Origin of the sequence: Pseudonocardia kongjuensis, from assembly GCF_039526905.1 — a bacterium.
Lineage (GTDB): Bacteria > Actinomycetota > Actinomycetes > Mycobacteriales > Pseudonocardiaceae > Pseudonocardia > Pseudonocardia kongjuensis.
The window spans coordinates 118312-140269 of sequence record NZ_BAAAJK010000011.1; the positions used below are offsets into that span (position 1 = coordinate 118312).

Annotated in this window: 23 protein-coding genes; 8 read left to right on the plus strand and 15 right to left on the minus strand. The window is 73.8% G+C overall.

Translation table 11 applies throughout. From position 1 onward, the window contains the following. Nucleotides 1–12: 12 nt before the first annotated feature. The 3 genes from ABD160_RS15750 to ABD160_RS15760 are packed head-to-tail and all read right to left on the minus strand — an operon-like array spanning nucleotide 13 to nucleotide 2346. Nucleotides 13–1155 (minus strand): vWA domain-containing protein, encoded by a 1143-nt coding sequence (locus ABD160_RS15750; protein ID WP_344023048.1) that lies wholly within the window; start codon nucleotides 1153–1155, stop codon nucleotides 13–15. After that, a complete protein-coding gene (locus tag ABD160_RS15755; RefSeq protein WP_344023050.1) occupies nucleotides 1152–2033 on the minus strand; it encodes an AAA family ATPase in 882 nt (293 codons plus the stop codon). Before ABD160_RS15755 ends, ABD160_RS15750 begins: the two co-directional genes overlap by 4 nt. Next, nucleotides 2026–2346, minus strand: a complete 321-nt coding sequence (locus ABD160_RS15760) for a hypothetical protein (RefSeq protein WP_344023052.1) — start codon at nucleotides 2344–2346, stop codon at nucleotides 2026–2028. The genes ABD160_RS15755 and ABD160_RS15760 overlap by 8 nt, the downstream gene beginning before the upstream one ends. Nucleotides 2347–2467: 121 nt before the next feature. On the opposite strand from ABD160_RS15760, the gene ABD160_RS15765 reads away from it, so the two are divergent. Continuing rightward, the gene (locus ABD160_RS15765; RefSeq protein ID WP_344023054.1) at nucleotides 2468–3415 is read left to right on the plus strand and encodes a LysR family transcriptional regulator; all 948 of its coding nucleotides are present in this window, start codon (nucleotides 2468–2470) and stop codon (nucleotides 3413–3415) included. A gap of 8 nt (nucleotides 3416–3423) precedes the next feature. Here the strand turns inward: ABD160_RS15765 and ABD160_RS15770 are convergent, their stop codons facing one another. Next, nucleotides 3424–4899 carry an aldehyde dehydrogenase gene (locus tag ABD160_RS15770; RefSeq protein ID WP_344023056.1) on the minus strand — a complete coding sequence of 492 codons (1476 nt, stop codon included), beginning with the start codon at nucleotides 4897–4899 and terminating at the stop codon, nucleotides 3424–3426. A gap of 104 nt (nucleotides 4900–5003) precedes the next feature. Between ABD160_RS15770 and ABD160_RS15775 the strand changes: the two genes are divergently transcribed. After that, nucleotides 5004–5762, plus strand: coding sequence for an alpha/beta fold hydrolase (locus ABD160_RS15775; RefSeq protein ID WP_344023058.1), 759 nt, complete (start codon nucleotides 5004–5006; stop codon nucleotides 5760–5762). Nucleotides 5763–5766: 4 nt separating this feature from the next. On the opposite strand, the gene ABD160_RS15780 is transcribed toward ABD160_RS15775, so the two are convergent. Then, a complete protein-coding gene (locus ABD160_RS15780; RefSeq protein ID WP_344023060.1) occupies nucleotides 5767–6375 on the minus strand; it encodes a CGNR zinc finger domain-containing protein in 609 nt (202 codons plus the stop codon). A gap of 55 nt (nucleotides 6376–6430) precedes the next feature. On the opposite strand from ABD160_RS15780, the gene ABD160_RS15785 reads away from it, so the two are divergent. The 3 genes from ABD160_RS15785 to ABD160_RS15795 all read left to right on the plus strand — a co-directional run bounded on the left by ABD160_RS15785 (nucleotide 6431) and on the right by ABD160_RS15795 (nucleotide 8149). Continuing rightward, entirely contained in the window at nucleotides 6431–7375 is a 945-nt protein-coding gene (locus ABD160_RS15785; RefSeq protein ID WP_344023062.1) for an EamA family transporter, read from the plus strand. A 68-nt stretch (nucleotides 7376–7443) separates the two neighbouring features. Beyond that, nucleotides 7444–7671 carry a DUF397 domain-containing protein gene (locus tag ABD160_RS15790; RefSeq protein WP_344023064.1) on the plus strand — a complete coding sequence of 76 codons (228 nt, stop codon included), beginning with the start codon at nucleotides 7444–7446 and terminating at the stop codon, nucleotides 7669–7671. Nucleotides 7672–7927: 256 nt separating this feature from the next. Further along, nucleotides 7928–8149, plus strand: a complete 222-nt coding sequence (locus ABD160_RS15795) for a DUF397 domain-containing protein (RefSeq protein WP_344023066.1) — start codon at nucleotides 7928–7930, stop codon at nucleotides 8147–8149. A 2-nt stretch (nucleotides 8150–8151) separates the two neighbouring features. On the opposite strand, the gene ABD160_RS15800 is transcribed toward ABD160_RS15795, so the two are convergent. Beyond that, nucleotides 8152–9009, minus strand: a complete 858-nt coding sequence (locus tag ABD160_RS15800) for a helix-turn-helix domain-containing protein (protein ID WP_344023068.1) — start codon at nucleotides 9007–9009, stop codon at nucleotides 8152–8154. Between the two features lie 233 nt (nucleotides 9010–9242). Here ABD160_RS15800 and ABD160_RS15805 point away from each other — a divergent pair, with 233 nt between their 5' ends. Then, nucleotides 9243–9449, plus strand: a complete 207-nt coding sequence (locus ABD160_RS15805; RefSeq protein ID WP_344023070.1) for a hypothetical protein — start codon at nucleotides 9243–9245, stop codon at nucleotides 9447–9449. 108 nt (nucleotides 9450–9557) lie between these two features. On the opposite strand, the gene ABD160_RS15810 is transcribed toward ABD160_RS15805, so the two are convergent. The 3 genes from ABD160_RS15810 to ABD160_RS15820 are packed head-to-tail and all read right to left on the minus strand — an operon-like array spanning nucleotide 9558 to nucleotide 10950. Next, nucleotides 9558–10004 carry a PTS sugar transporter subunit IIA gene (locus ABD160_RS15810; protein ID WP_344023072.1) on the minus strand — a complete coding sequence of 149 codons (447 nt, stop codon included), beginning with the start codon at nucleotides 10002–10004 and terminating at the stop codon, nucleotides 9558–9560. Then, nucleotides 10001–10234, minus strand: coding sequence for a PTS sugar transporter subunit IIB (locus ABD160_RS15815; RefSeq protein ID WP_344023074.1), 234 nt, complete (start codon nucleotides 10232–10234; stop codon nucleotides 10001–10003). Before ABD160_RS15815 ends, ABD160_RS15810 begins: the two co-directional genes overlap by 4 nt. A gap of 29 nt (nucleotides 10235–10263) precedes the next feature. After that, the gene (locus ABD160_RS15820) at nucleotides 10264–10950 is read right to left on the minus strand and encodes a DsbA family protein (protein WP_344023076.1); all 687 of its coding nucleotides are present in this window, start codon (nucleotides 10948–10950) and stop codon (nucleotides 10264–10266) included. Between the two features lie 124 nt (nucleotides 10951–11074). On the opposite strand from ABD160_RS15820, the gene ABD160_RS15825 reads away from it, so the two are divergent. Further along, nucleotides 11075–13357, plus strand: coding sequence for a heavy metal translocating P-type ATPase (locus tag ABD160_RS15825; protein ID WP_344023078.1), 2283 nt, complete (start codon nucleotides 11075–11077; stop codon nucleotides 13355–13357). Between the two features lie 6 nt (nucleotides 13358–13363). Here the strand turns inward: ABD160_RS15825 and ABD160_RS15830 are convergent, their stop codons facing one another. From ABD160_RS15830 to ABD160_RS15845, 4 genes are read right to left on the minus strand one after another with little or no spacing between them, the layout of a single operon-like run. Then, nucleotides 13364–14056 (minus strand): class II aldolase/adducin family protein, encoded by a 693-nt coding sequence (locus ABD160_RS15830; protein ID WP_344023080.1) that lies wholly within the window; start codon nucleotides 14054–14056, stop codon nucleotides 13364–13366. Continuing rightward, nucleotides 14032–15291: a 3-oxo-tetronate kinase gene (gene otnK / locus ABD160_RS15835; RefSeq protein ID WP_344023082.1), complete on the minus strand. Its 1260-nt coding sequence runs from the start codon at nucleotides 15289–15291 to the stop codon at nucleotides 14032–14034. Before otnK ends, ABD160_RS15830 begins: the two co-directional genes overlap by 25 nt. 30 nt (nucleotides 15292–15321) lie before the next feature. After that, on the minus strand, nucleotides 15322–16704 hold the full coding sequence (locus ABD160_RS15840) for a GntP family permease (RefSeq protein ID WP_344023084.1): 1383 nt from the start codon (nucleotides 16702–16704) through the stop codon (nucleotides 15322–15324). A gap of 40 nt (nucleotides 16705–16744) precedes the next feature. Then, nucleotides 16745–18088 (minus strand): homoserine dehydrogenase, encoded by a 1344-nt coding sequence (locus ABD160_RS15845; protein WP_344023086.1) that lies wholly within the window; start codon nucleotides 18086–18088, stop codon nucleotides 16745–16747. 175 nt (nucleotides 18089–18263) lie between these two features. Here ABD160_RS15845 and ABD160_RS15850 point away from each other — a divergent pair, with 175 nt between their 5' ends. Then, complete coding sequence (locus tag ABD160_RS15850) at nucleotides 18264–19052, plus strand: DeoR/GlpR family DNA-binding transcription regulator (RefSeq protein ID WP_344023088.1); 789 nt, start codon at nucleotides 18264–18266, stop codon at nucleotides 19050–19052. Here the strand turns inward: ABD160_RS15850 and ABD160_RS15855 are convergent, their stop codons facing one another. Both ABD160_RS15855 and ABD160_RS15860 read right to left on the minus strand, forming a co-directional pair. Then, entirely contained in the window at nucleotides 19053–21083 is a 2031-nt protein-coding gene (locus ABD160_RS15855; RefSeq protein WP_344023090.1) for a cytochrome c oxidase assembly protein, read from the minus strand. 101 nt (nucleotides 21084–21184) lie between these two features. Further along, complete coding sequence (locus ABD160_RS15860) at nucleotides 21185–21907, minus strand: hypothetical protein (protein WP_344023092.1); 723 nt, start codon at nucleotides 21905–21907, stop codon at nucleotides 21185–21187. Between the last annotated feature and the right edge of the window lie 51 nt (nucleotides 21908–21958).

Sequence of the window (21958 nt, forward strand, 5' to 3'; positions counted from 1 at the left end):
CTCCCCTCCCGGTCATCGCAGCGTCGGCAGCAGCGCGGCGAGCTGCTCCAGGCTGCGCAGGTCGTGGCCCGCCGCCACGGCGGTCACGTGCGGTTCGGCCACCATCATGCCCACCGGGACGGGGCCGCGCCCGGCCACCGCGGCGGGATGCGGGCTGACCCAGACGATCCGGTGGCAGAGCCGGGCCAGGCGTTCCATCGCCGCCGACAGCACGGCGGGGGAGCCGCGGTCGTGGCCGTCCGAGCAGATCAGGACGACCGCGCCGCGGGCGGCACCGCGCCGTCCGGGCCCGCGGACGAACGCCTCGATCGCGTCGCCGATCCGGGTCCCGCCCTCCCAGTCGACGACCTCGGCGGCGGCCCGCCGCAGGGCGTCGTCCGGATGCCGGGTGCGCAGCGCCGCGGTGAGCCGGGTGAGCCGGGTGCCGAAGCAGAACACCTCGACCCGGAACACCGACCGGGCCGCGTGCTGGGTGCCGTGCGCGAACTGCAGCAGCGCCCGCGAGTGGTCGGCCATCGACCCGGAGACGTCGAGCAGCAGCACCAGCGGGCGGGTCCGCATCCGGCGGCGGCGCCAGGCGGGATCGATCGGCACCCCCTGCGAGCGCAGGCTGCGGCGCAGCGTGGCGCGCAGGTGCGGGACCGGCCCGGAGCGCGCCGGGCGGGTCCGGCGGGTGCGCCGCCGGGGCGGGGACAGCCGGATCGCCGCCATGATCCGGCGGATCGCGACCAGCTCGTCGTCGGTGCAGCCGGCGAAGGACCGCGTGCGCAGCAGCTCCATGTCCGACGCGACCGGCCCGAGCCGGGCGGCCTCGTCCTCCTCCCGGTCGTCGCCGGGCTCGGCGGCCGGGACCTGCACGGCCGAGTCGGTGGCGGCCGCGGTGCCCGCGTGCACCCGGACCAGCTCGTCGACCGGATCGGGCCGGTCCAGGAAGAACGCGGCGAACACCCGGTCGTAGACGGTCAGGTGGTCGCGCCGGGTGACCAGGCAGACCCGTCCCGCCCAGTACAGGTCGGTCAGGTCGGTCGGGTCCAGCACGGCCGCCGCCCTGGTGAACGTCAGCAGGTCACCGGAGCCGGCCGGGACCCCCTCGGCGCGCAGCCGCCGGGTGAACGCGACGAGCACCCGGACGAGGTCGGTGCCGGCCGTGCTCATCCGGCGGTCAGGTCGTCGAGCCGGCCGCGGACCAGCTCGATGTCGTCGTGGTCCTTGACGACGGTGCCCAGGGTGAGCTCGGCGCTGTCCGGGTCGAGGTCCTCGCCGAGGAAGGCCAGCGTCCGGGCCCAGTCGATGCTCTCCGCGACGCCCGGCGGCTTGGCCAGGTCCAGCTCGCGCAGCCGGTGCACCGCGGCCACCACCTTGCGGGCCAGCTCGATCCCGACGCCGGGCTCGCGGACCGTCACGATCTCGGTCTCGCGCTCGGCGTCCGGGTAGCCCAGCCAGTGGTAGAGGCAGCGCCGTTTGAGCGCGTCGTGCAGCTCGCGGGTCCGGTTGGAGGTGAGCAGCACCAGCGGCGGATCGTCGCTGCGGATCGTGCCGATCTCCGGGATGGTCACCTGGAACTCGGCGAGCAGCTCCAGCAGGAATGCCTCGAACTCGTCGTCGGCGCGGTCGATCTCGTCGATGAGCAGGACCGCGCCGGACCCGGCCCGCACCGCGTCCAGCAGCGGTCGTTCGACCAGGAAGTCCGCCCCGAACAGCGCGGAGACCACCTCGCCGGGGGAGGCTGCGTCCCGCTCGCCCATCGCCCGGATGTAGAGCATCTGGCGGGCGTAGTCCCACTCGTACATCGCCTGGCCGGTGTCGATGCCCTCGTAGCACTGCAACCGGATAAGCCGCCGGCCGAGCACCGTCGCGAGCGTCTTGGCCAGCTCGGTCTTGCCGACGCCGACCTCGCCCTCCAGCAGGATCGGCCGCCGCAGCGACAGCGCCACGTGCACGGCGGTGGCGAGCCCGCGGTCGGCGAGATAGCCGCCGTCGCGCAGCAGAGCGGTCAGCTCCGGCACCGAGCCGGGCGCGCCGGGATCAGTCATCGGTGCGCGGCCGGGCCGGGCCGGTCGCGGCGGTGCCCTGCGGGTGCAACTTCCCCTCGCGCTCCAGGGTCGCCCGCCAGGCGCTGCGGATGTCGGTGTCCACCGGGGTGTTGGTGCCCTCACCGGGGGCGACGACATCGGGATCCATCCCGCCGAACCCGATCGAGCGCATGTTGCGGCAGACCGTGGGCCGGTTCCCGCGCAGCTGCTCCTCGATCTCGTCGCCGGTGCGCGCGTTGGCCGACCAGATGTCGCGGAGCACCTCGAGCGGACGCCCCTCCCGCCCGGTGTGCGTGTGGTCCGTCGCAGACATGTCCGCTCCCTCCTGCCGCGCTGCAGCGCCACCATCGTCGTGCACCCGGCGGGTCGCCACCAGCAGCAGATAACCGATCACTTAGGTGTGCTCGCGGCGGGCGTGGGTCCAGACTGACGGCATGACGTTGACGCAGCTGTCCGCGTTCGTCCTGGTGGCGCGCCTGGGCTCGGTGAAGGCCGCCGCCGACGCGCTCTCGGTGAGCGAGCCCGCTGTCTCGCAGGCGATCGCGGCACTGCGCAAGTACCTCGGCGATCCGCTGCTGACCCGTGGCGGCACCGGCATGGTGATGACGGCGGGCGGGAACCGGCTGCTCACCATCGCCGCCCAGATGGTGGCGCTCGGCGCGGAGGCCGAGGCCGCCGTCCGGTCGGCGAACGGCGCCCCTGAACCGCTGCGGCTGATCGGCTCGAACACGGTCGTCGAGTTCGCCGGCGGGCCGCTGGCCGACGCGTTCGGGGCGCGCTCGTCCGGGACCGTCGAGGTGTCGGTCGGCGTGGCCGTCACCTCGGAGATGGCGGCGCTGGTCTCGCAGCGGCTGGCGGACGCCGCGATCGGCCCGGACCTCTCCGGCCAGCGCGGCATCCCGCTGGTCAGCGAACCGGTCTTCCGCAGCCGGATGGTGGTGCTGGGCGCACCCGGCGCCCGGTTCCGCGGCTCGCCCCGGCAGTGGCCGTGGCTGGTCGACGCGGACGCGACCGACCCGGGCAGCGACGTCGCACGGCTGCTGCGCGGGCTCGGCGTCCCGGAGTCGCGGATGCGGGTGTTCCCGCACCAGACCGCCGCCTGGGACGCCGCCGCGGGCGGTGCGGGCGTCACCCCGTCATTGGCGCACCTGGCCGTGCACCGCACCCGGCGCCGGGAGCTGGTGCCGCTGGACGTGCCCGGGACCCCGATGGAGGTCGTCTGGTTCGTCACGATGCTGCCGATCGACCGGCGTTCGGCCGGGGCGGGCTCGCTGCGGAACTTCCTCAGCACCCCGGAGGCCATGCGGCTGCTGCGGGAGCCGGGCGCCGGGGTGTCGCCGTCGCGGTTCCGGCCGCCCGTCTACGTCACCATCTGGAACTGACGCGGCCCTCAGCCCAGGGTGAACGGGTCCCGGGTGCCGCCGGACAGCTCCACCCAGACGGCCTTGTCGGCCAGGTACCCGTCGACCGCGTGCACCCCGTTCTCCCGGCCGATCCCGGACCGCCCGAACCCGCCGAACGGCACGCTCGGGGCGACCACCCGGTAGGCGTTGATCCAGACCGACCCGGCGCGGATCCGGCCGGCGATCCGGTGCGCGCGGTGCACGTCCTTCGTCCACACCGCACCGGCCAGGCCGTACGGGGTGTCGTTGGCGAGCTTCACCGCCTCGTCCTCGTCGGTGAACGTCAGCGCGGCGAGCACCGGCCCGAACACCTCCTCGCGGAACAGGGTCGACTCCCGGGTCACCCCGGTGACCACCGTCGGCTGCACGAACAGGCCGCCGAGGCCGCTCTCCGCGGCGCCGCCGCAGGCGATCGTGTTGCCCTCCGCCCGTGCGGTGTCGAAGAAGCCGAGCACCTTCTCGTACTGCGGCTCGTTCGCGACCGGGCCCATCTCGGTGTCCGCGGCGTTCGGGTCGCCGAGCCGGATCGTGGACGCCCGCTCGACGACCAGCCGGACCAGCTCGTCGTGCACGTCGGCGTGCACGATCAGCCGCGAGCCCGCCATGCAGGTCTGCCCGGTGGCGGCGAACACCCCGGCGACGATCCCGTTCGCGGCGGCGGCCAGATCGGCGTCAGGGAAGACCACCTGCGGCGACTTGCCGCCCAGCTCCAGGGTGACCGCGGCGATGTTCTCCGCGGCCGCCCGGGCGACGGCCCGGCCGGTCGCCGTCGAACCGGTGAAGGCCACCTTGTCGACGCCCGGATGGCCGGCCAGGTGGGCGGCGGTGTCCCGGTCGTTCGTGGTCACCACGTTCACGGTCCCCGCCGGGAACCCGGCCTGCTCGATCAGCTCGGCGAAGCGCAGCGTCGAGGCCGGGGAGTGCTCGGACGGCTTGACGACTACCGTGCAGCCCGCGGCCAGCGCGGGCGCCAGCTTCCAGGTCATCAGCAGCAGCGGCGAGTTCCACGGGGTGATCGCCGCGACCACGCCGACCGGCTCGCGGCGGGTGTAGACCAGGTGGTCCGGGTTCGGCGACGGGATCTGGCGGCCCTCGATCGTCGGCGCGATCCCGGCGAAGTAGTGGTACCAGCCGCCCAGGCCGGTGAGCTGGCCGATCATCTCCCGGTAGAGCTTGCCGGAGTCGGCGACCTCGGTGCGGGCCAGCGCCTCCGCGTGCTCGGTGACCAGGTCGCCGAGCCGGCGCAGGCAGGCCGCCCTGGCGAACGGCGTCATCGCGCCCCACTCGCCGTCCAGCGCGGAGCGGGCCGCGGCGACGGCGGCGTCCACGTCGGCGGGACCGCAGTCCGGCACCGACGCCCACGGGCGTCCGGTGTACGGGTTCCGGGTCTCGAAGGTGGCCCCGGACGCCGCGTCGGTGGGCCTGCCGCCGATCAGCATCCGGAACGTCTCGAGCTCGGCCATCGGTGGTCCTCCCGGCTGCGGCGACGGTGCCTCGCCCGGAACCCTACGAACCCGGACCGCCCCGCGCAGCGTCCGACCGGACGCAGGGAGGGCACGATGGGGGCATGGCACTGGACCTGCATCACGTCGCCGACGGCCCCGAGTCCGCCCCGGTCGTCCTGTTCGGACCGTCGCTGGGGACCGACCTGCACCTGTTCGACGCCCAGGTGGCGGCCCTGTCCGACCGGTTCCGCTGCGTGCGCTTCGACCTGCCCGGGCACGGCGGGTCACCGGACGTCACCGACGACCTGACGATCGCCGAGCTGGCCGAGGGTGCGCTGGCCGTCGTCGGGGACACCGACTTCCACTACGTGGGCGTGTCGATCGGCGGCGCGATCGGGCAGTGGCTGGGCGTGCACGGCGGCGAGCGGGTCCGCAGCATCGCGGTGCTGGCGACGGCCGCCCGGTTCCCGAACCCGGAGGCCTGGCCGCAGCGGGCGGCGACGGTCCGCGAGCAGGGCACCGAGGCGATGGTCGCGTCCCGGCCGGGCACCTGGTACGTCGAGGACTGGGCGCGCCGCGACCCGGCGGGGGAGAAGCGGCTGCTGGACATGCTGCGCGCCGCGAAGCCCGGCGGGTACGCGGCCTGCTGCGCGGCGGTCGGCGCCTTCGACATCCGCGCCGAGCTGGGCTCGGTGTCGGTCCCGGCGCTGGTGGTGGCCGGCGCCGACGACCCGGCGACGCCGCCGGCGACGCTGCGCGAGATCGCCGACGCCGTCCCCGGCGCCGAGTACGCCGAGATCGCCGACGCGGCGCACCTGCTGAACTACGAGCGCCCCGACGAGGTGAACGCGCTGCTCGAACGGCACCTGGCCCGGGTGTGACCGCTCAGCCGCGGCCCGCCCGCCGAGCCCGGTAGGCGGCCACGTGCGCCCGGTTCGCGCAGTTGCCGGTGTCGCAGAACCGCTTCGAGCGGTTCCGGGACAGATCGACCAGCACGGCGTCGCAGTCCTCGCCGGCGCACCGGCGCAGCCGGGACAGGTCGTCGCCACGCACCAGCTCGACCACCGACATCGCGATCTCGGCGCCCATCCGGTCGGCCAGCGGCGCGTCGCGCGGGGTGACGTGCAGGTGCCAGTCCCAGCCGTCGTGCCGGGCCAGCCGGGGGCGCGCGTCGGTCTCGGCGAGGATCGCGTTGACCAGCTCGACCGTGCGGTCGCGGTCGGGGGCGGCTGTGCCTGTTCCCGGGCCGGCGGGGGTGCCCGAGTCCGGGCCGGTGTGCGCGGCGGGGGGCCAGAGCGCGACCAGCCGGTCCCGGAGCGCCCGGACGGCGGCCCGCTCGTCGTCGGTGCGGGCGCGGTCGCCGGTGTAGGGCTGGCCGTCCATCCAGGTCTCGAACAGCGTCGCGTCGCCCAGGACGTCCGGGTCGGTCAGCCCGGTGTTCACCAGCGACGCGGCCGCCGCGAGCACGACCTGGGTGTCATGGGCGAATTCCATGTTGACCCCTGACATCTTCGGTTCCTAGTGTCAGGAGTCTATGAGTACTTCGGTCGTGACACGGGACCACCTGGTCCGCGGACTCGCGTGGGCGCTGGTCTCGGCGGCCGCATACGGATTCTCCGGCCCGCTCGGGGCCGCCTTCCTCGACGCCGGCTGGTCGCCCGGCCTCACCACCCTGATGCGGATCGCCGGCGCCGCGCTGCTGCTCCTGCCGGTCGCGGTGGTGCTGGCCCGCAGGCACCGGCCGGACCGGGCGGCCCGCCGCAAGATCGTGATCTTCGGCCTGTTCGCGGTGGCCGGCGTGCAGCTGTGCTTCTTCCACGCGCTGCAGTACCTCTCGGTCGGGGTGGCGCTGCTGCTGGAGTTCCTCGCCCCGGTGCTGCTGGTCGGCTGGACCTGGATCACCAGCCGGCGCACCCCGTCGGCGATCACCCTCGCCGGGTGTCTCGTCGCGCTCGCCGGTCTGGTGTTCGTCGTGGACCCGTTCGGGCCGCAGCGCGTCGAGCTGGTCGGGATCCTCTGGGGACTCGCCTCCGCGGTCTGCGTCTGCGTCTACTTCGCGCTGCCCGGCGGGAACCGCGAGGGCCAGGTCCCGCCGCTGCTGATGATCTCCGGCGGGATGGTCGTCGGCGCGGTCTCGCTGACCGTCACCGGGCTGCTCGGGATCACCCCGTGGGAGACCGGCGCCCCGGTCGGGACCCTCGGCGGCGCCGAGCTCGACTGGCTGCTGCTGCTCGGGATGCTGGTCGTGCTCGCGACCGCACTGCCGTACGTCACCGGCATCCTCGCGATCCGGCGCCTGGACACCCGGGTCGCGTCGTTCGTCGGATTGTCCGAGGTGCTGTTCGGGGTGCTCGCGGCCTGGTTGCTGGTGGCCCAGCAGCCGACGCTGATGCAGCTGCTCGGCGGGGTGCTGATCCTCGGCGGGATCGTGCTGATCCGGCGGGCGGAGAACCGGGCCGCCGCGACGCCGAGCGAGGTGGCGATCGACGGGTGACTCGTCGTGGGCGGCGGGAACACGTACCGTCAGTGTCTCGGTGACACCGTGACACGAAGGTGGGGCGCATGGCTCTTCCCGACCGATTCCGCACCAGCTCGTTCTGTGTCAGCGGTGAGTGCGTCGCGGTGTCCGTCACCCGGGAGGGTGTCGAGGTCGCGGTCAGCTCGGATCCTGATCGCGCGCTGCGGTTCTCCGCGCCCGAGTGGGAGGCGTTCCTCGCCGGTGTGCGGGCCGGCGAGTTCGATCCCGAGCATCAGCCGTCCCTCGGTGACGCGTGCGAGCGCGGAGAGTAACGAAGAACCGCGGTGGATCGACTTGGCATGCGTCCCCTAGACGAGGCGTTTCCTTTGCGGGAAACCCTCGTTTGACGGGACGACGGCTGCTTTCGGGCAACCGCACCGCAAGTGTTCCAGCTCCCCTGGTATCTCGTCAGGAACGTTGGTATCGCAGTCGGCGGGTCCTGGCAGCTGGGTCGCTGAGTCCGGTGCTGATCGATTCGTGGCAAGCCGCTAGCAAGCTCCCCCCCCCGCGTCACCGCCCCTACGGGCGGTGGAGAACAAGATCGAGGTCGCCGCCTTGTCTGAGCCCCGTTTTGTCACCAGTTCCTTCTGTGTCGCCAGGGAGTGCGTCGCCGTCGCGGCCCCTGAGGATGGTGTCGTCGTTCGGTCTACGGTCAGCGGTGCTGAGGTGCGCTTCACTGATGCAGAGTGGCGGGTGTTCGTCGCCGGTGTTCGCAATGGGGAGTTCGACCTGGAAGGTCTCCGCGCCTGAGTTCACGTGGCGAGCTGGTGCAGCAGTACCTTCCGAGTGGCGTCGGGGTCGAGGGCCTTCGAGAGAAGTTCCTGCCACACTCCTTCGTAGCTGGTGATGGTTGGCTCGCCATCGTAGAAGTCGTCGTTCTCTGTGCTCTCCACGTTGACGACCGGCCAGTCGGTCGTCGGGTCGCGAGGCTTGAAGATCGAGAAGGTGCTGGATGCTCTTGTCCAACCAGCGCTGAACGGCAGGATCTGCAGTGTCACGTTCGGTTGGCTCATGCGCTCGAGGAGCAGTCCAACCTGCTCGCGTGCGATCTCAGGGTCGGTCACCCGGTGTAGCGCTACCTCGTCGAGGATGACGTGGGTCTCCAGTGGAGGAGCGTCGGACCTATCCAACTCGATGACGTGAGCCCGGCGAATTCGGATGTCCACCAGGCGATCGACTTCCTCAGCTGGCATGTCCAGCTGGGTCGGACCGAGCACGCTACGTGCGTACGCCTCTGTCTGTAGAAGTCCAGCGACAGCAATCGCGTAGGTTCGCTTCGAGTGGGACTCCTTCTCGAGTGAGAGGAGCATGTTGAGCTTCTCGTCCGATGGCACGCCGTGTAGCTGCCACCACCCCGGCGACTTTGCCTCCGTGATCCAGTCCAGTACCCGGTCCCGCTCCTCAGGCTGGGCCTCGTAGATGTCCAGCAGGTCCCGCACGTCCCGGTACTTCGGCTCGACCGCACCCGTCTCGATCCGGCTGAGCTTCGACGGCGAGATCTCCAGCCGCTTCGCCACCTCGGCGAGCTGCAGGTTCCGGTCACTGCGCAGCCGCTTGAGGACGTGACCGAGGCGCCGCCGGATGACGACGGGGCCGTGTGTGACGGTCATGTCCACTCCTCCACGCCCGGGCCTGCGATCATGTTACCGGCTGCCTCCGTGCAATTGCATGGGTCGGAAATTGCATCGGGTCTGGTGCAGGCGGTTGTTCGCACGCATACTGTCCTCCTGATCCTGAGCAGCGGCAACAGCCGCTGAAGGGGGTGCGCCATGCACGACCATGACGGCACCACAGTCAGTTCCCGGGAGCACGGTCCGGCCATCCGCGAGCGGGGGTGGCCCCGATGACGACCTATCTCGTCGCCGGCGGCGGCATCCTCCTGATGTTCTGGTTCGCCCTGCTCATCGGCACGTCACTGGACACCGAGGGACAGCGCCGCGAGTGGAAGCGGGTGGCGGAGCAGCGCCGGGCCGCCTGGGAGGAGCGCCAGGGGGAGCGGCGCCCGCTCGAACCCGACGGTCTGTGCCTCGACTGCCCGCTGCGCAGATGAGACGGTGCGGGCACCGACACGGCGCGGGCACGTCGCCGAGATGCACGTCAGCGGGGTCGCGGGGCACCCACCGGCCCGCTGAGCTGCATCTCGGCGGGTGAGGCGGACTCAGGCGTCCCAGCTGAAGAGCGGATCGCCCGGCCGGACCTCGCCGGTCGCGTGGGCGTGGGTGCGGTCCGGTGCGGAGTCCATCAGCACCACCGGGCAGATCGCGGACAGGCCGCGGGCGCGCACCTCGTCCGCGTCCATCGTGACGACCGGCCGGCCGGCGGTGACCCGGGCGCCCTCCTCGGCGTGCACGACGAAGGCGCCGAGGCCGACCGTGTCGATGCCGAGATGCACCAGCACGCCCGCGCCGTCGTCGCCGACGACGACGTAGGCGTGCGGGTGCAGCTTCGCCAGCGTCCCGGCGATCGGGGCGACGGCCTCGACCAGCCCGCCCGGCGGCTCGATCGCGAGACCGGAGCCGAGCATCTGCTCGGCGAACACCGGATCGGGCACCGCGGTCAGCGGCGCGACCCGCCCGGCCAGCGGCGCCGTGACGTGCACGGTCACAGCAGGTCCCCGATGTCGTCGGCGATCATGTCCGCCTCCGGCCCGACGACGACCTGCACGACCGTCCCGGACACCACGACGCCGTGCGCGAGCCGCTGCAGCGCCGCCCGGTCGACCAGCCCGGGATCACGGACCTCGGTCCGCAGCCGGGTGATGCAGCCCTCGATCTCGACGACGTTCGCCGCCCCGCCGAGGCCGGCCAGGATCGCCCCGGCCCGGTCGTCCGCCATCGTGTCGCCCTCCCGTGGTGCCGCGGGGCTCAGCCCGCGGCGACCGCCTGCTGGATGGCCTGCGGGCTGGCCTCGACGTCCTGACCGTTGACCTTCACCGACGGCGTGCCGGAGACGTTGTCGCGCAGCGCCTGCTGGGTGATCTGCTGGCTCCACGGCGCGAACCGCTGGTCGTCGACGCAGGCGGCGAAGTCCGGACCGGCCCCGGCCTGCTGGCCGAGCTGGACGAGCTGCTCGTTGGGCAGTCCGTCACCGCCCTCGGTCGGCTGGTTCTGGTAGAGCAGCCGCTCGAACTCCGGGAAGACGCCTGCCTCGGCGGCGCAGCCGGAGGCGGCCGCGGCCCGGGTCGAGTACTGGGTGGTCGACACGCGGTCCAGGAAGGCGACCGGGTGGTAGACGATCTGGGCCTGCCCGGAGGTGCGCAGCTCCTCCAGCGTCGGGCCGGCCTGCTCCTCGAACGTCTTGCAGTGCGGGCACTGGAAGTCGAGGTAGACGTCGACGGTCGCCGGCGCGTCCGCGTTGCCGGTGGGCACGCCGGACGCCGTCGCGTTCGCCGGAACCAGGGTGCTGGACGAGCTGTTGTTCCAGTACACCCCGAACCCGACGAGGGCGGCGAAGGCGACCACCACGATGATGCCGAGCACCGTCGCCTGGGACGGCCCGTTCTTGGCGGTGAGCGGGTTCTTCCCCTTCCCCGCGCTCCTCTTTGCGGCCATCATCCGTCCTCCTCGGGGGTGGTCGTCACACCCTTGTTTGTACTGGGCGGTTGTGTTCGACGCCGCTCCGGGGTACCGCGGTCCCGGGTGGTCGAGGTTTGACCTCGTGTAGAACCATGGAGGAGTGAGCATCGACGGCGCCGTGGACGTCCGCAGGGTCGAGCTGCGGATCGACGGCATGACCTGCGCGGCCTGCGTCGGGCGGGTGGAGCGCAAGCTCGGCAAGCTCGAGGGCGTCCGGGCGACCGTCAACCTGGCGACCGAGCGGGCGACGGTCGAGTACCCGGCCGGCACCGACGTCGAGACGCTGCTGGGTACCGTCCGCAAGGCCGGCTACGGGGCCACCGAGCTGCGCCCGGGTGTCACCGACACCGGCGACGCGGCCACCGAGGACGACACCGCGCTACGCAGGCTGCGCACCCGGATGGCCGTCGCGCTGGTGCTGTTCATCCCGCTGGCCGACCTGTCGCTGGCGATGTCGCTGGTCCCGTCGCTGCGCTTCCCGTACTGGCAGTGGGTGGTCGTCGCGCTGGCGCTGCCGGTCGTGGTGTGGGCGGCGTGGCCGTTCCACCGGACCGCGTTCGTGAACCTGCGGCACGGCACCACCTCGATGGACACGCTGGTCTCGCTCGGCGTCATCTCGGCGTCGGCCTGGTCGCTGGGCGAGATGGCGTTCCTGGACACCCGCACCACGCTCACCGGGTGGGACGCGGTGCTGCACCCGTCGGGCCCGCTGTACCTGGAGGTCGCGGCGGGCGTCACGACGTTCGTGCTGGCCGGGCGCTACTTCGAGGCCCGCGCCCGGCGCACGGCCGGCCGGGTGATGCGCTCGCTGGCCGCGCTGGAGTCCGACGAGGTCACCCTGCTCGTCGACGGGGCGGAGACCCGGATCCCGGTCGGCCGGCTGCGGGCCGGTGACCGCTTCCTGGTCCGGCCCGGTGAGCGGATCGCCGCCGACGGCGTCGTCGCCGAGGGTGCCGCGGCCGTCGACACCAGCGCGATGACCGGCGAGCCGGTCCCGGCCGAGGTCGGCCCGGGCGACGCGGTCACCGGCGGCACCATCCCGGCCGGCGGACGCCTGGTGGTCGTCGCCGAGCAGGTCGGCGCGGACACCCGGCTGGCCCGGATGATCGCCGCCGTCGAGCGGGCCCAGGTGCAGAAGTCGGCGACCCAGCGGCTGGTCGACCGGGTGTCGTCGGTGTTCGTGCCGGTGGTGCTGGTGCTGGCCGTGCTGACACTGGGCGGCTGGCTGCTCGCGGGCGCCGGCTGGGCGGGCGCGCTCGGCCCGGCGATCGCCGTCGTGATCATCGCCTGCCCGTGCGCGCTGGGCCTGGCCACACCGACCGCGCTGATGGTCGCCACCGGCCGCGGCGCCGAGCTGGGGATCTTCGTGAAGGGCTACCGGGCGCTGGAGACGACCCGGGCCGCCGACACCGTCGTGCTCGACAAGACCGGCACGCTGACCACCGGCCGGATGACCGTCACCGACGTCGCCGCCGCCCCCGGGGTGGACCCCGAGCTGCTGCTGGCCCGGGCCGCGGCCGTCGAGTCCGGCTCGGAGCACGCCATCGCCGCCGCCGTCCGCCGGCACGCCCGGGACGCCGGGCTGGCGGTCCCCGAGGTCGGCGAGTTCGTCGCGCTGCCCGGCCTCGGCGCCCGCGGCACCGTCGACGGCGTCGCGATCACGGTCGGCCGCCCGCCCGCCGACACCGGCGCGCTGGCCGAGCGGATCGCCGGCTGGGAGGCGTCCGGGCACACCGTGGTCGCCGTGCAGGTGCGCGACGAGCTGGCCGGGGTGATCGCGCTGGCCGATCCGGTGAAGGAGTCCGCGCCGGTCGCCGTCGCCGAGCTGGTCGCGATGGGCCTGCGGCCGGTGCTGCTGACCGGTGACCGGCCGGCCGCGGCGCACGCCGTCGCGCGGGCCTGCGGGATCGACGACGTCGTCGCCGGGGCGCTGCCCGACGACAAGGTCGACCACGTCCGCGCGCTGCAGGCGCAGGGCCGGACGGTCGCGATGGTCGGCGACGGGGTGAACGACGCCGCCGCGCTCGCCGCCGCGGACCTGGGCATCGCCGTCGGATCGGGCACCGACGTGGCGCTGGAGGCGGCCGACGTCGTGCTGGTGCGCGACGACCTGCGGGTGCTCCCGGCGACCGTCGAGCTGGCCAGGGCCACGATGGGCACGATCCGCGGGAACCTGTGGTGGGCGTTCGGCTACAACACCGCCGCGATCCCGGTCGCGATGGCCGGGCTGCTCAACCCGCTGCTCGCCGGCGCGGCGATGGCGATCTCGTCGTTCCTGGTGGTGACCAACAGCCTGCGCCTGCGCAAGGCCGCGAGCTGGGCCGACGAGACCCTGGGTTCGGTCCGTACCCCGGACCGCGAGACGGAGTACGTCGAGGGCTGATCGGACTCAGCCCGCCGGCAGGTCCCAGTGGGTGCCGTAGCGCCCGGTCAGCTCGCGCACCGCGTCGTCGTCCAGCCAGCGCGCCGGGGTCCCGGTGAGCAGCACCACCACCCGCGCCGCCTCCTCCAGCTCGACGGCGGCGTCGACGGCCCGGTCCAGGCCGGTGCCGCCGGCCAGCGAGCCGTGGTGGGCGAGCAGCGCCGAGGTGAACCTGCCGGGCAGCGCGGTGAGCCCGTCGGCCAGCGCCTGCGAGCCGGGTGCGGCGTACGGCGCGAGCGGTGCCTGCCCGACCCGCATCACCAGGTACGGCGTCGCGGGCGGCAACGCCGAACCCGCCGAGAACGGCGGCAGGCAGGACGCGGCGACCACGTGCGGCGAGTGCAGGTGCACCACCGCGGCGAGATCGGGCTCCCGCCGGTACATCGCCAGGTGCAGCGGCACCTCCTTGGACGGCCGCGCGCCCGCGACGTGCCTGCCGTCGTCGTCGGTCACGCTCAGCAGGTGCGGCTGCAGGTCGGCGAGGCCGACCCCGGTCGGGGTCACGACGACGGCGTCGCCGGAACGCTCGGAGAGGTTCCCCGACGAGCCGGGGCTGAGCCCGAGTGCGGCCAGCCGGTGCCCGGCCGCGCACAGCCGTTCCGCGACGGGGAGCAGGTGGGCCGGGACGTCGCCGGTCACCGGCCCGCCCCGGCGGTCCACGCCCGCACGAACAGGTCCTCGCCGCCGAAGTTGCCGGACTTGAGCAGCAGCGCCAGCGGCTCCCCGGACCCGGACCGCTCGGCGAGCGACCAGGCGACCCCCGGGTCCAGCCGCGGCCCGACGGCCAGGCTCCGCACGCCGAGCGCGGCGACGACCGCACCGGAGGTCTCGCCCCCCGCGACGGCGATCGCGCGGACGCCCCGGTCGACCAGCTCGCGGGCCAGCGCGGCCAGCGCCCGTTCGAACAGCGGTGCGTCCGCCGGGTCGGCGACGTCGCCGGGCTCGGCGGTCGCGTGGACCACGACCGGGCCGTCGGCGGCGCCGGCGTCGAGCACCCGGTCGGCCAGCGCGGCGTGCTCGGCCGCGGCGTCGGCGCGCAGCGCGGCCGGATCCAGCTTGATCCCGCGTCCAGCGGCGACACCGGCGCGGACCTGCCGCTGGGTGGCCTGCGAGGCGCTGCCCGACAGCACCACGCGCGGCCCGTCCCCGACCGCGACGGCGACCTCGGCGACCTCCCGCGGCCCGGACAGGCCCTGGGCGACCGCACTGCCGCCGGTCAGCAGCGGCAGGTCGGCGGTGGCCTCGACCAGCGTCACCAGGTCGGCGTCGCGCACGGCGTCGGCCACGAGGTAGCGCGCCCCGGCGGCCACCGCATCGTCCAGCGCCCGGCGCAGTGCCTCCGGGCCGGCCTCGACGTGGCCGAGCCCGACGTGCCCGACGGCCGCGGCGCCGTCGCGGACCTGGGGTGCCAGCAGCCGGACCAGGCTGGAGTCACGCATCGGGGTGAGTGGGTGATCGCGCATCGGGGACTCGTCGAGCGGGTCGGTGCCGACGAACAGGTGCCCGGCGTAGACGGTCCGGCCGTTCGCCGGGAACGCCGGTGCCACCACGGTCCAGCGGGACCCCAGCGCGTCCTGCAGGGCATCGGCGACCGGGCCGATGTTGCCCGCCGGGGTCGAGTCGAACGTCGAGCAGTATTTGAACAGGAACCGGGTGCACCCGGCCTCGCGCAGGCCGTCGAGCGCCGCGAGCGACTCCGCCACGGCCTGCTCGACCGGGGCGGTGCGGCTCTTGAGCGCGACGACCACCGCGTCGGCGTCGTCCACCGACGACGGCGGGCCGCCGGCCATCACCTCACCCGGCACGACGGCGGTGCGGAACCCGGACGCGGTCAGGACGATCGCGAGATCGGTCGCGCCGGTGAGGTCGTCGGCGATGGCGCCGAGCTGGGGCACGGTCTCCTCCTGCGGTGGTGGTGGGGTGACTCAGACGACGCCGGTCACGAGCAACAGGTACAGCACGGCGAACCCGGTGACCCCGGAGATGACCGACGCGACGCCGATCGACCGGATGCCCTGGCCCACCGTCATGTTGGACAGCGAGGTGGTGACCCACCAGCCCGACGAGTTCGCGTGCTTCATGATCTGCGCCCCGGTGGCGCAGGCCAGGTAGACCGCGATCGGGGACAGGCCCAGTGTCTCGATCAGCGGCTGCATGATCGCGGCGGCGGTCATCACGCCGAGGATGTTCGACCCGGTGATCGTGCACACCGCGGCGGCGACCAGGAACGGGATGACGATCGGCGAGATGCCGATCTCCTGCACGCCGCCGGCGATGTTCTCCGCGACCCCGGTCTCGCGGATCGTGAGGGCGAGCGCGCCGCCGACGCCGGTCAGCGCGAGCGGCATGGCGGCGATCCGCAGGCCGCTCTCGAACAGGTCGTTCAGCGTCGCCCTGTCCTTCCAGCGCCCGCCGAACAGCGGCAGCGACAGCAGGCAGGCCAGGAACAGCGCCATGGTGGGCTCGCCGACGAACTCCAGGACCGTCCGGACCGGGTTCTCCTCGGCCATCAGCGGGCCGAGCAGCGACGCCGAGCTGATCAGGGCGATCGGTGCGACGATCGGGGTCAGGCAGGCCAGCAGCGAGGGGCTGCGGACGCCGGTCCGCTGCTCGGTGGTGACGTCGGCGTGCCCGGACCCACCGGCCCCGCTCCCGCCCGTGGTGTCCAGGTTCTCCACGAACTCGGGCTTCGGGTCGACGTGGGTCTTCAGCATCGACAGGTAGAGCGTCGCGGTGATGATGCCGGGGATGCCGACGGCCAGGCCGAGCAGGATCGCCTCGCCGGTCGGCACGCCGAGCAGCGCGGCGGACGCGAGCGGGCCCGGCCCCGGCGGGATGACCGAGGTCATCACGTACGCGCCGATGTAGAGGATCGGGCCGAGCTTCATCATCGAGATCCCGGTGCGGGCGGCCAGTGCCGACACGATCGGGATGAGCATGACCACCACCGAGTCGGCGATCAGCGGGATGCCCACGATCGACGACGCGAGTGCCACCGCCCACGGGACCTTGTTCTCGGAGAACAGCTGCAGGCAGCGCTCGGTGATCGTCTGCGCGGCGCCGGAGAGCTCCAGCATCTTGCCCAGCACGCAGCCGAAGATCACCAGCAGGCCGACGTTGGCCAGCGTGTTGCCGAAGCCCTCGGTGACCAGTTCGATCGTCCCGACGCCGCCCATGCCGAGCGCGAGACCGAGCCCGACGACCACCACGAACAGCGTGGCGACCGGATGGACCTTGAAGCGGGCGATGAGGACGACGAGGACGACGAGCGCGAGCAGGAACGCGCTCAGGACGTAGATGTCCGACACGACGATGTATCCGATCGGGAGTGGGAAGGGAGCGGACGGGTCAGCTCGGCGCGCCGGCGCGCCAGGCCTCGAGCAGTGCGGGATCGGGATCGGCGAGGTCGTCGATCCGGACCGGCTCGCCTGCGGCGACGTCGCGGGCGAGCGTGGTGTGCGCGGCGAGGTAGAGCGGGGCGGCCCCGGCCGGGGCCTCGCGCACGTCGAGCAGGACCGGGGCGACGCCGTCGACGTCGTGGTGGTGCCCGCCCATCGCGAGCGTCCGGCCCGCCGGAAGCGCCGTCCGGGCGCGGCCGCCCAGCACGACGTGCCGGCCCCGGTCCGCGGGCGCGGCGGCCGCGCCGCGCGCGGCGACGTCGAGGATCGACAGCGGGGTCTCGACGCCCATCAGGTGGTAGGGCAGGTACAGACAGGCGTACCGGCCGTCCCGGCTCACCACGTGCCCCTTCCCGGCGAGGGTCCGCCAGGTCACCGGGTCGTGCGTGCGGACGACGACGAACACACCGCCGGCGAAGCTCGCCTCGTCCGGGCGGCGCAGGACGGTGAACACGTCCACGACGCCGGGCCGCGAGACGATCCCGCCGTGCTCGGCCAGTGCGTAGACGTCGGCGAGCTCGGCGGTCCGGGCCACCGGGTAGTGCAGGGTCTCGACGTCCGGGGTCAGGCCGGTGGCATCGGCGACGACGGCCATCTCGCAGAGATCGGCGGCCGCACTGCGACCGATCGCGGCGACCGCCTCGGCCCGGGCGCGCAGCGTGTCGCCGATCGCCGCGGTGCGGCCCAGCAGCTGCTCGGGGTGGTCGACCGTGATCTCCTGCTCGAGATGCCGCAACCGCCCGGTGGCCGGGTCGAGGACCAGGTCGTACTCGCCGGACTTGCCGACGGCGACCACCTCCAGCCCGACCTCGCGGGTGCGGGCGAACCACTCGACGAGGTTGGCGGGCTGGTCCCCGGCGCCGGGCACGTAGCCGAGCCCGCGGTCACCGGCGCGGCGGGCGAGATCGGCCCCGGCGACGGTCTCGACCTCCTTGGAGACCATGACGACGTGCCGGTCGTGCTCCAGCGCGTCGACGGCGGCCCGGTACCCGGCGGCGGGACTGCCGGTGGCCTCGACGAGCACGTCGTGGTCGCCGCCGGCGAGCAGGCCGGTGTCGGGCACCACGGCGACCGTGCCCCGGGGGCGCGCGGCGAGCTCGTCGGCGCTGCGGCAGACGGCCAGCTCGTCGGCGCGGAAGCCGAGCTCGCGGCACATCGTGACGGTGCCGTCGACGTCGAGATCGCACAGCACCGCCGGCTCGGCCCTCGGCGTGAGCCGGGTCTGCGCGAGCAGGGTGCGGCCGAAGCCGCCCTTCGCGCCGGTGAGCGCGTAGCGCACGACCGGACGGTTCATCGGGCCTCCTCACGACGTCCGGTGGCGACAGCACGGCGTGGTCGACGACCACCGGTCGGACGACAGCTAACACAAGAATTCACATGAGAGTCAACTATCCTCACGTATCAGCACAGGAGCGGTACGGTGCGCTACCGTCCGGGATCGTGCGACGAGGTGTTTCGGAGGTGGCCGGGTGATCCCCGACCAGCGTCGTGAGCGGCTGCTCGTCGAGCTCCGGGGGGCGGGCGTGCTCTCGGTCCGCGAGCTCGTCGAACTGCTCGGGGTCTCGCACATGACGGTCCGCCGCGACATCGCCTCGCTGGAGGCCGAGGGCCGGGTCGCGTCGGTGCCGGGCGGGGTCCGGCTGGTCGATCAGCTGCACAGCGAGCCGCCGTACCGGGCCAAGGCGTCGGTCCGGCTGGACGAGAAGCGGGCGATCGCCCGGGAGGCGGTCGGCCTCATCGGCAACGACCAGGTCGTCTACCTCGACGCCGGCACCACCCTCGGGCAGGTCGCGCCGCTGCTGTGGTCGCACACCGGGCTCACCGTGGTGACCAACGACCTGACCACGGCGGTGCTGCTCAGCGAGCACCCGGGACTGGAGCTCTACCACGTCGGCGGGCGGGTCGACCGGGCCAACCGGTCCACCGTCGGGGAGCTGACCGCGCGTGCGGTCCGCGAGCTGAACCTCGACGTCGCGCTGATCTCGACCAGCTCCTGGGACGAGCAGCGGGGCAGCACCACGCCGCACGAGGCCAAGGTGCCGGTGAAGCGGGCCGCGATGGAGGTGGCCGCCCGGTCCTACCTGGTGGCCGGCTCGGACAAGTACGGCCGGGTGGGCACCTTCCGGGTCGCCGATCTCACCGGGTTCGACGCCGTGCTGACCGACTCCGGGCTGCCGTCCGCGGTCGCGGCCCGGCTGCGGGCCGGTGGGGTGGTGCTGCGGACCGCCCCGCCCCCCGGCGCGCCCGCCTACGCCTGATCAGCCGCCCTGGCGCAGCTTCGCCAGCATCTCGTTGTACGCCTTGAGCTCGGCGTCGTCGTCCCGGTCGGCCTGCCGGTCGGTGCGCACCGCCTCCCGGGAGTCGTCCCGGGACCACTGGACCACCAGCGTCACCATCACCAGCAGCATCGGCAGCTCGCCGGTGGCCCAGGCGATCCCGCCGCCGACGCTCTGGTCGGACGCGAGATCGATCCAGGGCAGCCCGACCTGCGCGTAGAAGTTCTCGCCGAGCACGTTCGACGAGCTCATCACGGCGATCCCGAAGAACGCGTGGAACGGCATGGTCGCGAGCAGCACCGCCAGCCGGCCCAGGTGCGGCAGCTTGTGCGGCGCCGAGTCGACGCCGATCAGCGGCCAGAAGAACAGGTAGCCGACCAGCACGAAGTGCAGGTTCATCAGCTGGTGCGTCCAGTGGAACCGCAGCGCCTCGTCGAACAGCGAGGTGAAGTACAGGACGTAGAACGACCCGACGAACAGCACCGCGGCGCAGCCGGGATGGGTGAGCACCCGGGCGGCCCGCGAGTGCACCGCGGCCAGCAGCCACTCCCGGGGCCCGGGCGGGTTGCCCCGGCCGGCCGGGCGCAGCACCCGCAGCGCCAGCGTCACCGCGCCACCCAGGCTGAGCAGGATCGGGGTGAGCATGTTCAGCGTCATGTGGCTGATCATGTGGACGCTGAACATGGCCGGGGAGTAGAAGCCCAGCCCGGACGACGTCGCGACCAGCAGCGCGGCACAGCCCAGCATCCAGGCCCAGGTCCGGCCGACCGGCCAGCGCACGCCGCGGGCGGCGAGCCGGCGCACCCCGAGCGCGTACAGCGCGGCGAGCAGCAGTGCTCCGGTGCCGAACACGATGTTCCAGCGCCACTCGACCAGCAGCGTCAGCGCGGTGAACGGCCGGTCGATGTTCCAGCCGATCAGCGTCTCCAGCGCGGTGTCCGGGCGGACCAGGAAACGCGGTGGCACCAGCCGGGTCCCGGCGACGCCGAGCGCGGCGACCAGCGCCCCGGCCACCGCGAGCAGCGGGAGCAGCCGGCCTGCGGCGTCCGGCCGGGCCGAGGTGAGCGACCGGGCCAGCACCGCCGTCCCGGCGACCAGCAGCGCCAGCAGCACCGCGGAGGCGGCCACGGTCGTCGCGTAGGCGGACCCGGCCCACGGCCCGTTCCAGACGACGACGACCTGGAAGACGATCTCGCCGATCAGGTACACCGATCCGGCGGTGACGAGCACCGCCCGGCCGCGCCGTCCGGCCGCACCGGTGAGCGGGCCGCCGTGGATCCGGTAGGCGGCCAGCGCGGCGGCGACGCCGAGGAAGACCACCCCGGCGACGGTCCGGAGCATCACGCCGTCGCCGCTCCAGTCGTGCGCCATCCCGGTGGCGGCCGGGTGCACCGCGGCCGGGAACAGCGCGGTCGCCGCGGCGAGGATGCCGAGCGCGGCGGTCGCCTTCCAGCTCAGCACGTACCCGGCGCCCGCGGCGACCAGCAGCAGCACGAACCCGGCCAGCGTCCAGCCCATCGGCTCGTTGAGCGTCGCGGCCGCGCCGAGCCAGCCGAACGGCCCGGCGGTGGCCAGGTCACCGAGCGAGGTGCCGGACATGTCGGCCACCGACAGCCAGCCCGCGGCGATCCCGGCGACGCCGCCGAGCAGCGCGGCCAGCCCGCCGCGGCGCAGCGCCCGGTAGCCCTGCACGTCCACCGTCCCGGACGACTGCGGCGCCGCCACGAACCCGGCGACCAGCAGCGATCCGGCGGCGAGCACCATCCCGGCGACCGTCGCGACCCGGGCCAGCACGGTGCCGATCCGGACCACGTCGTCGGGCACGGGCAGCCCGCCCTGGCCCCAGTAGCCGTCGTCGCCGAGGGTGAGGGCGACCGCGACGCCGCCGCAGACGGCGACCAGCAGCAGGGTCGCCGCCGTCGTGAACGGCCGGAGGTCGCGACCGCGCCGGACGGTGCCGTCACCGGTGTCCGGTCGGGCTGTGGTCGCCGCCGGCTCCGTGCTCGCGCTCACCGAGGTTCCTCCGCAGGTCGGTTGCGGCGGGCCAGGTCCTTTCCGGTGGCCCGCACCTCCCCTGATGGTCCCCGATGACCCGGTCGCCCCGCCGCCCCGGGTCACCCGCTCCGGTCGGTGGTGGCGCGGGTCACCCGCCGGCCCGGCGCACCGGGCGGACCGGGCGGACCGGGCGGCGGCATCGCCGGGGTCCCGTGCCCGGCGGCCGCCCACCGCAGCATCGCGACACCGATCCAGGTGAACAGCAGCAGCCAGCCGGCGACGGCCAGCCGGCCGACGACGAACGGGCCGAAGGTGGCCGGTGTCAGCGGGACGAACACGTAGACGCCGGTGACGAGCACCGACCACCGTCCGGCACCGGTGAGCACCCCGGCCCGGACGACCCGGACGCCCAGCCAGACGAGCACCACCGCCAGCGCGACGCTGATCGCGCCGTACACCGTCTCGACGAGATCGGTCCGCGGTGACGGGTAGGGGGCCGTGGCCGCCCCGATCGCCACCAGTTCCTGCACCCCCAGCACCACCAGCACGACGACGGCGGCGAGGCCGGCCGCGTCCGCCCCGCGTCCGTGCCCGGCCAGCCCGGCCCGGCGCAGGAACTCCAGCGCCGTCGCGGCCACCAGGTGGTGCACGAAGAACGCGGACTGGGCGACGGCGAAGCCGGCGGCCGTCAGCGGGTAGCTGAAGACGTCGTCCGGAACCGCCGGTGGCACCAGCACCAGGAACACCGCGGCACCCGCACCGGTGAGCCCGGCGACCACCGCGGCGATGCCGCCCCATCGGGCACGAGCCCGGGAATCCCGCTCGGACAGGCTGTTCGTCATGGTCGCGGACGCTAGGGTCCTCCCGGTCCGGCGCGGTATCCGAGGAATCCC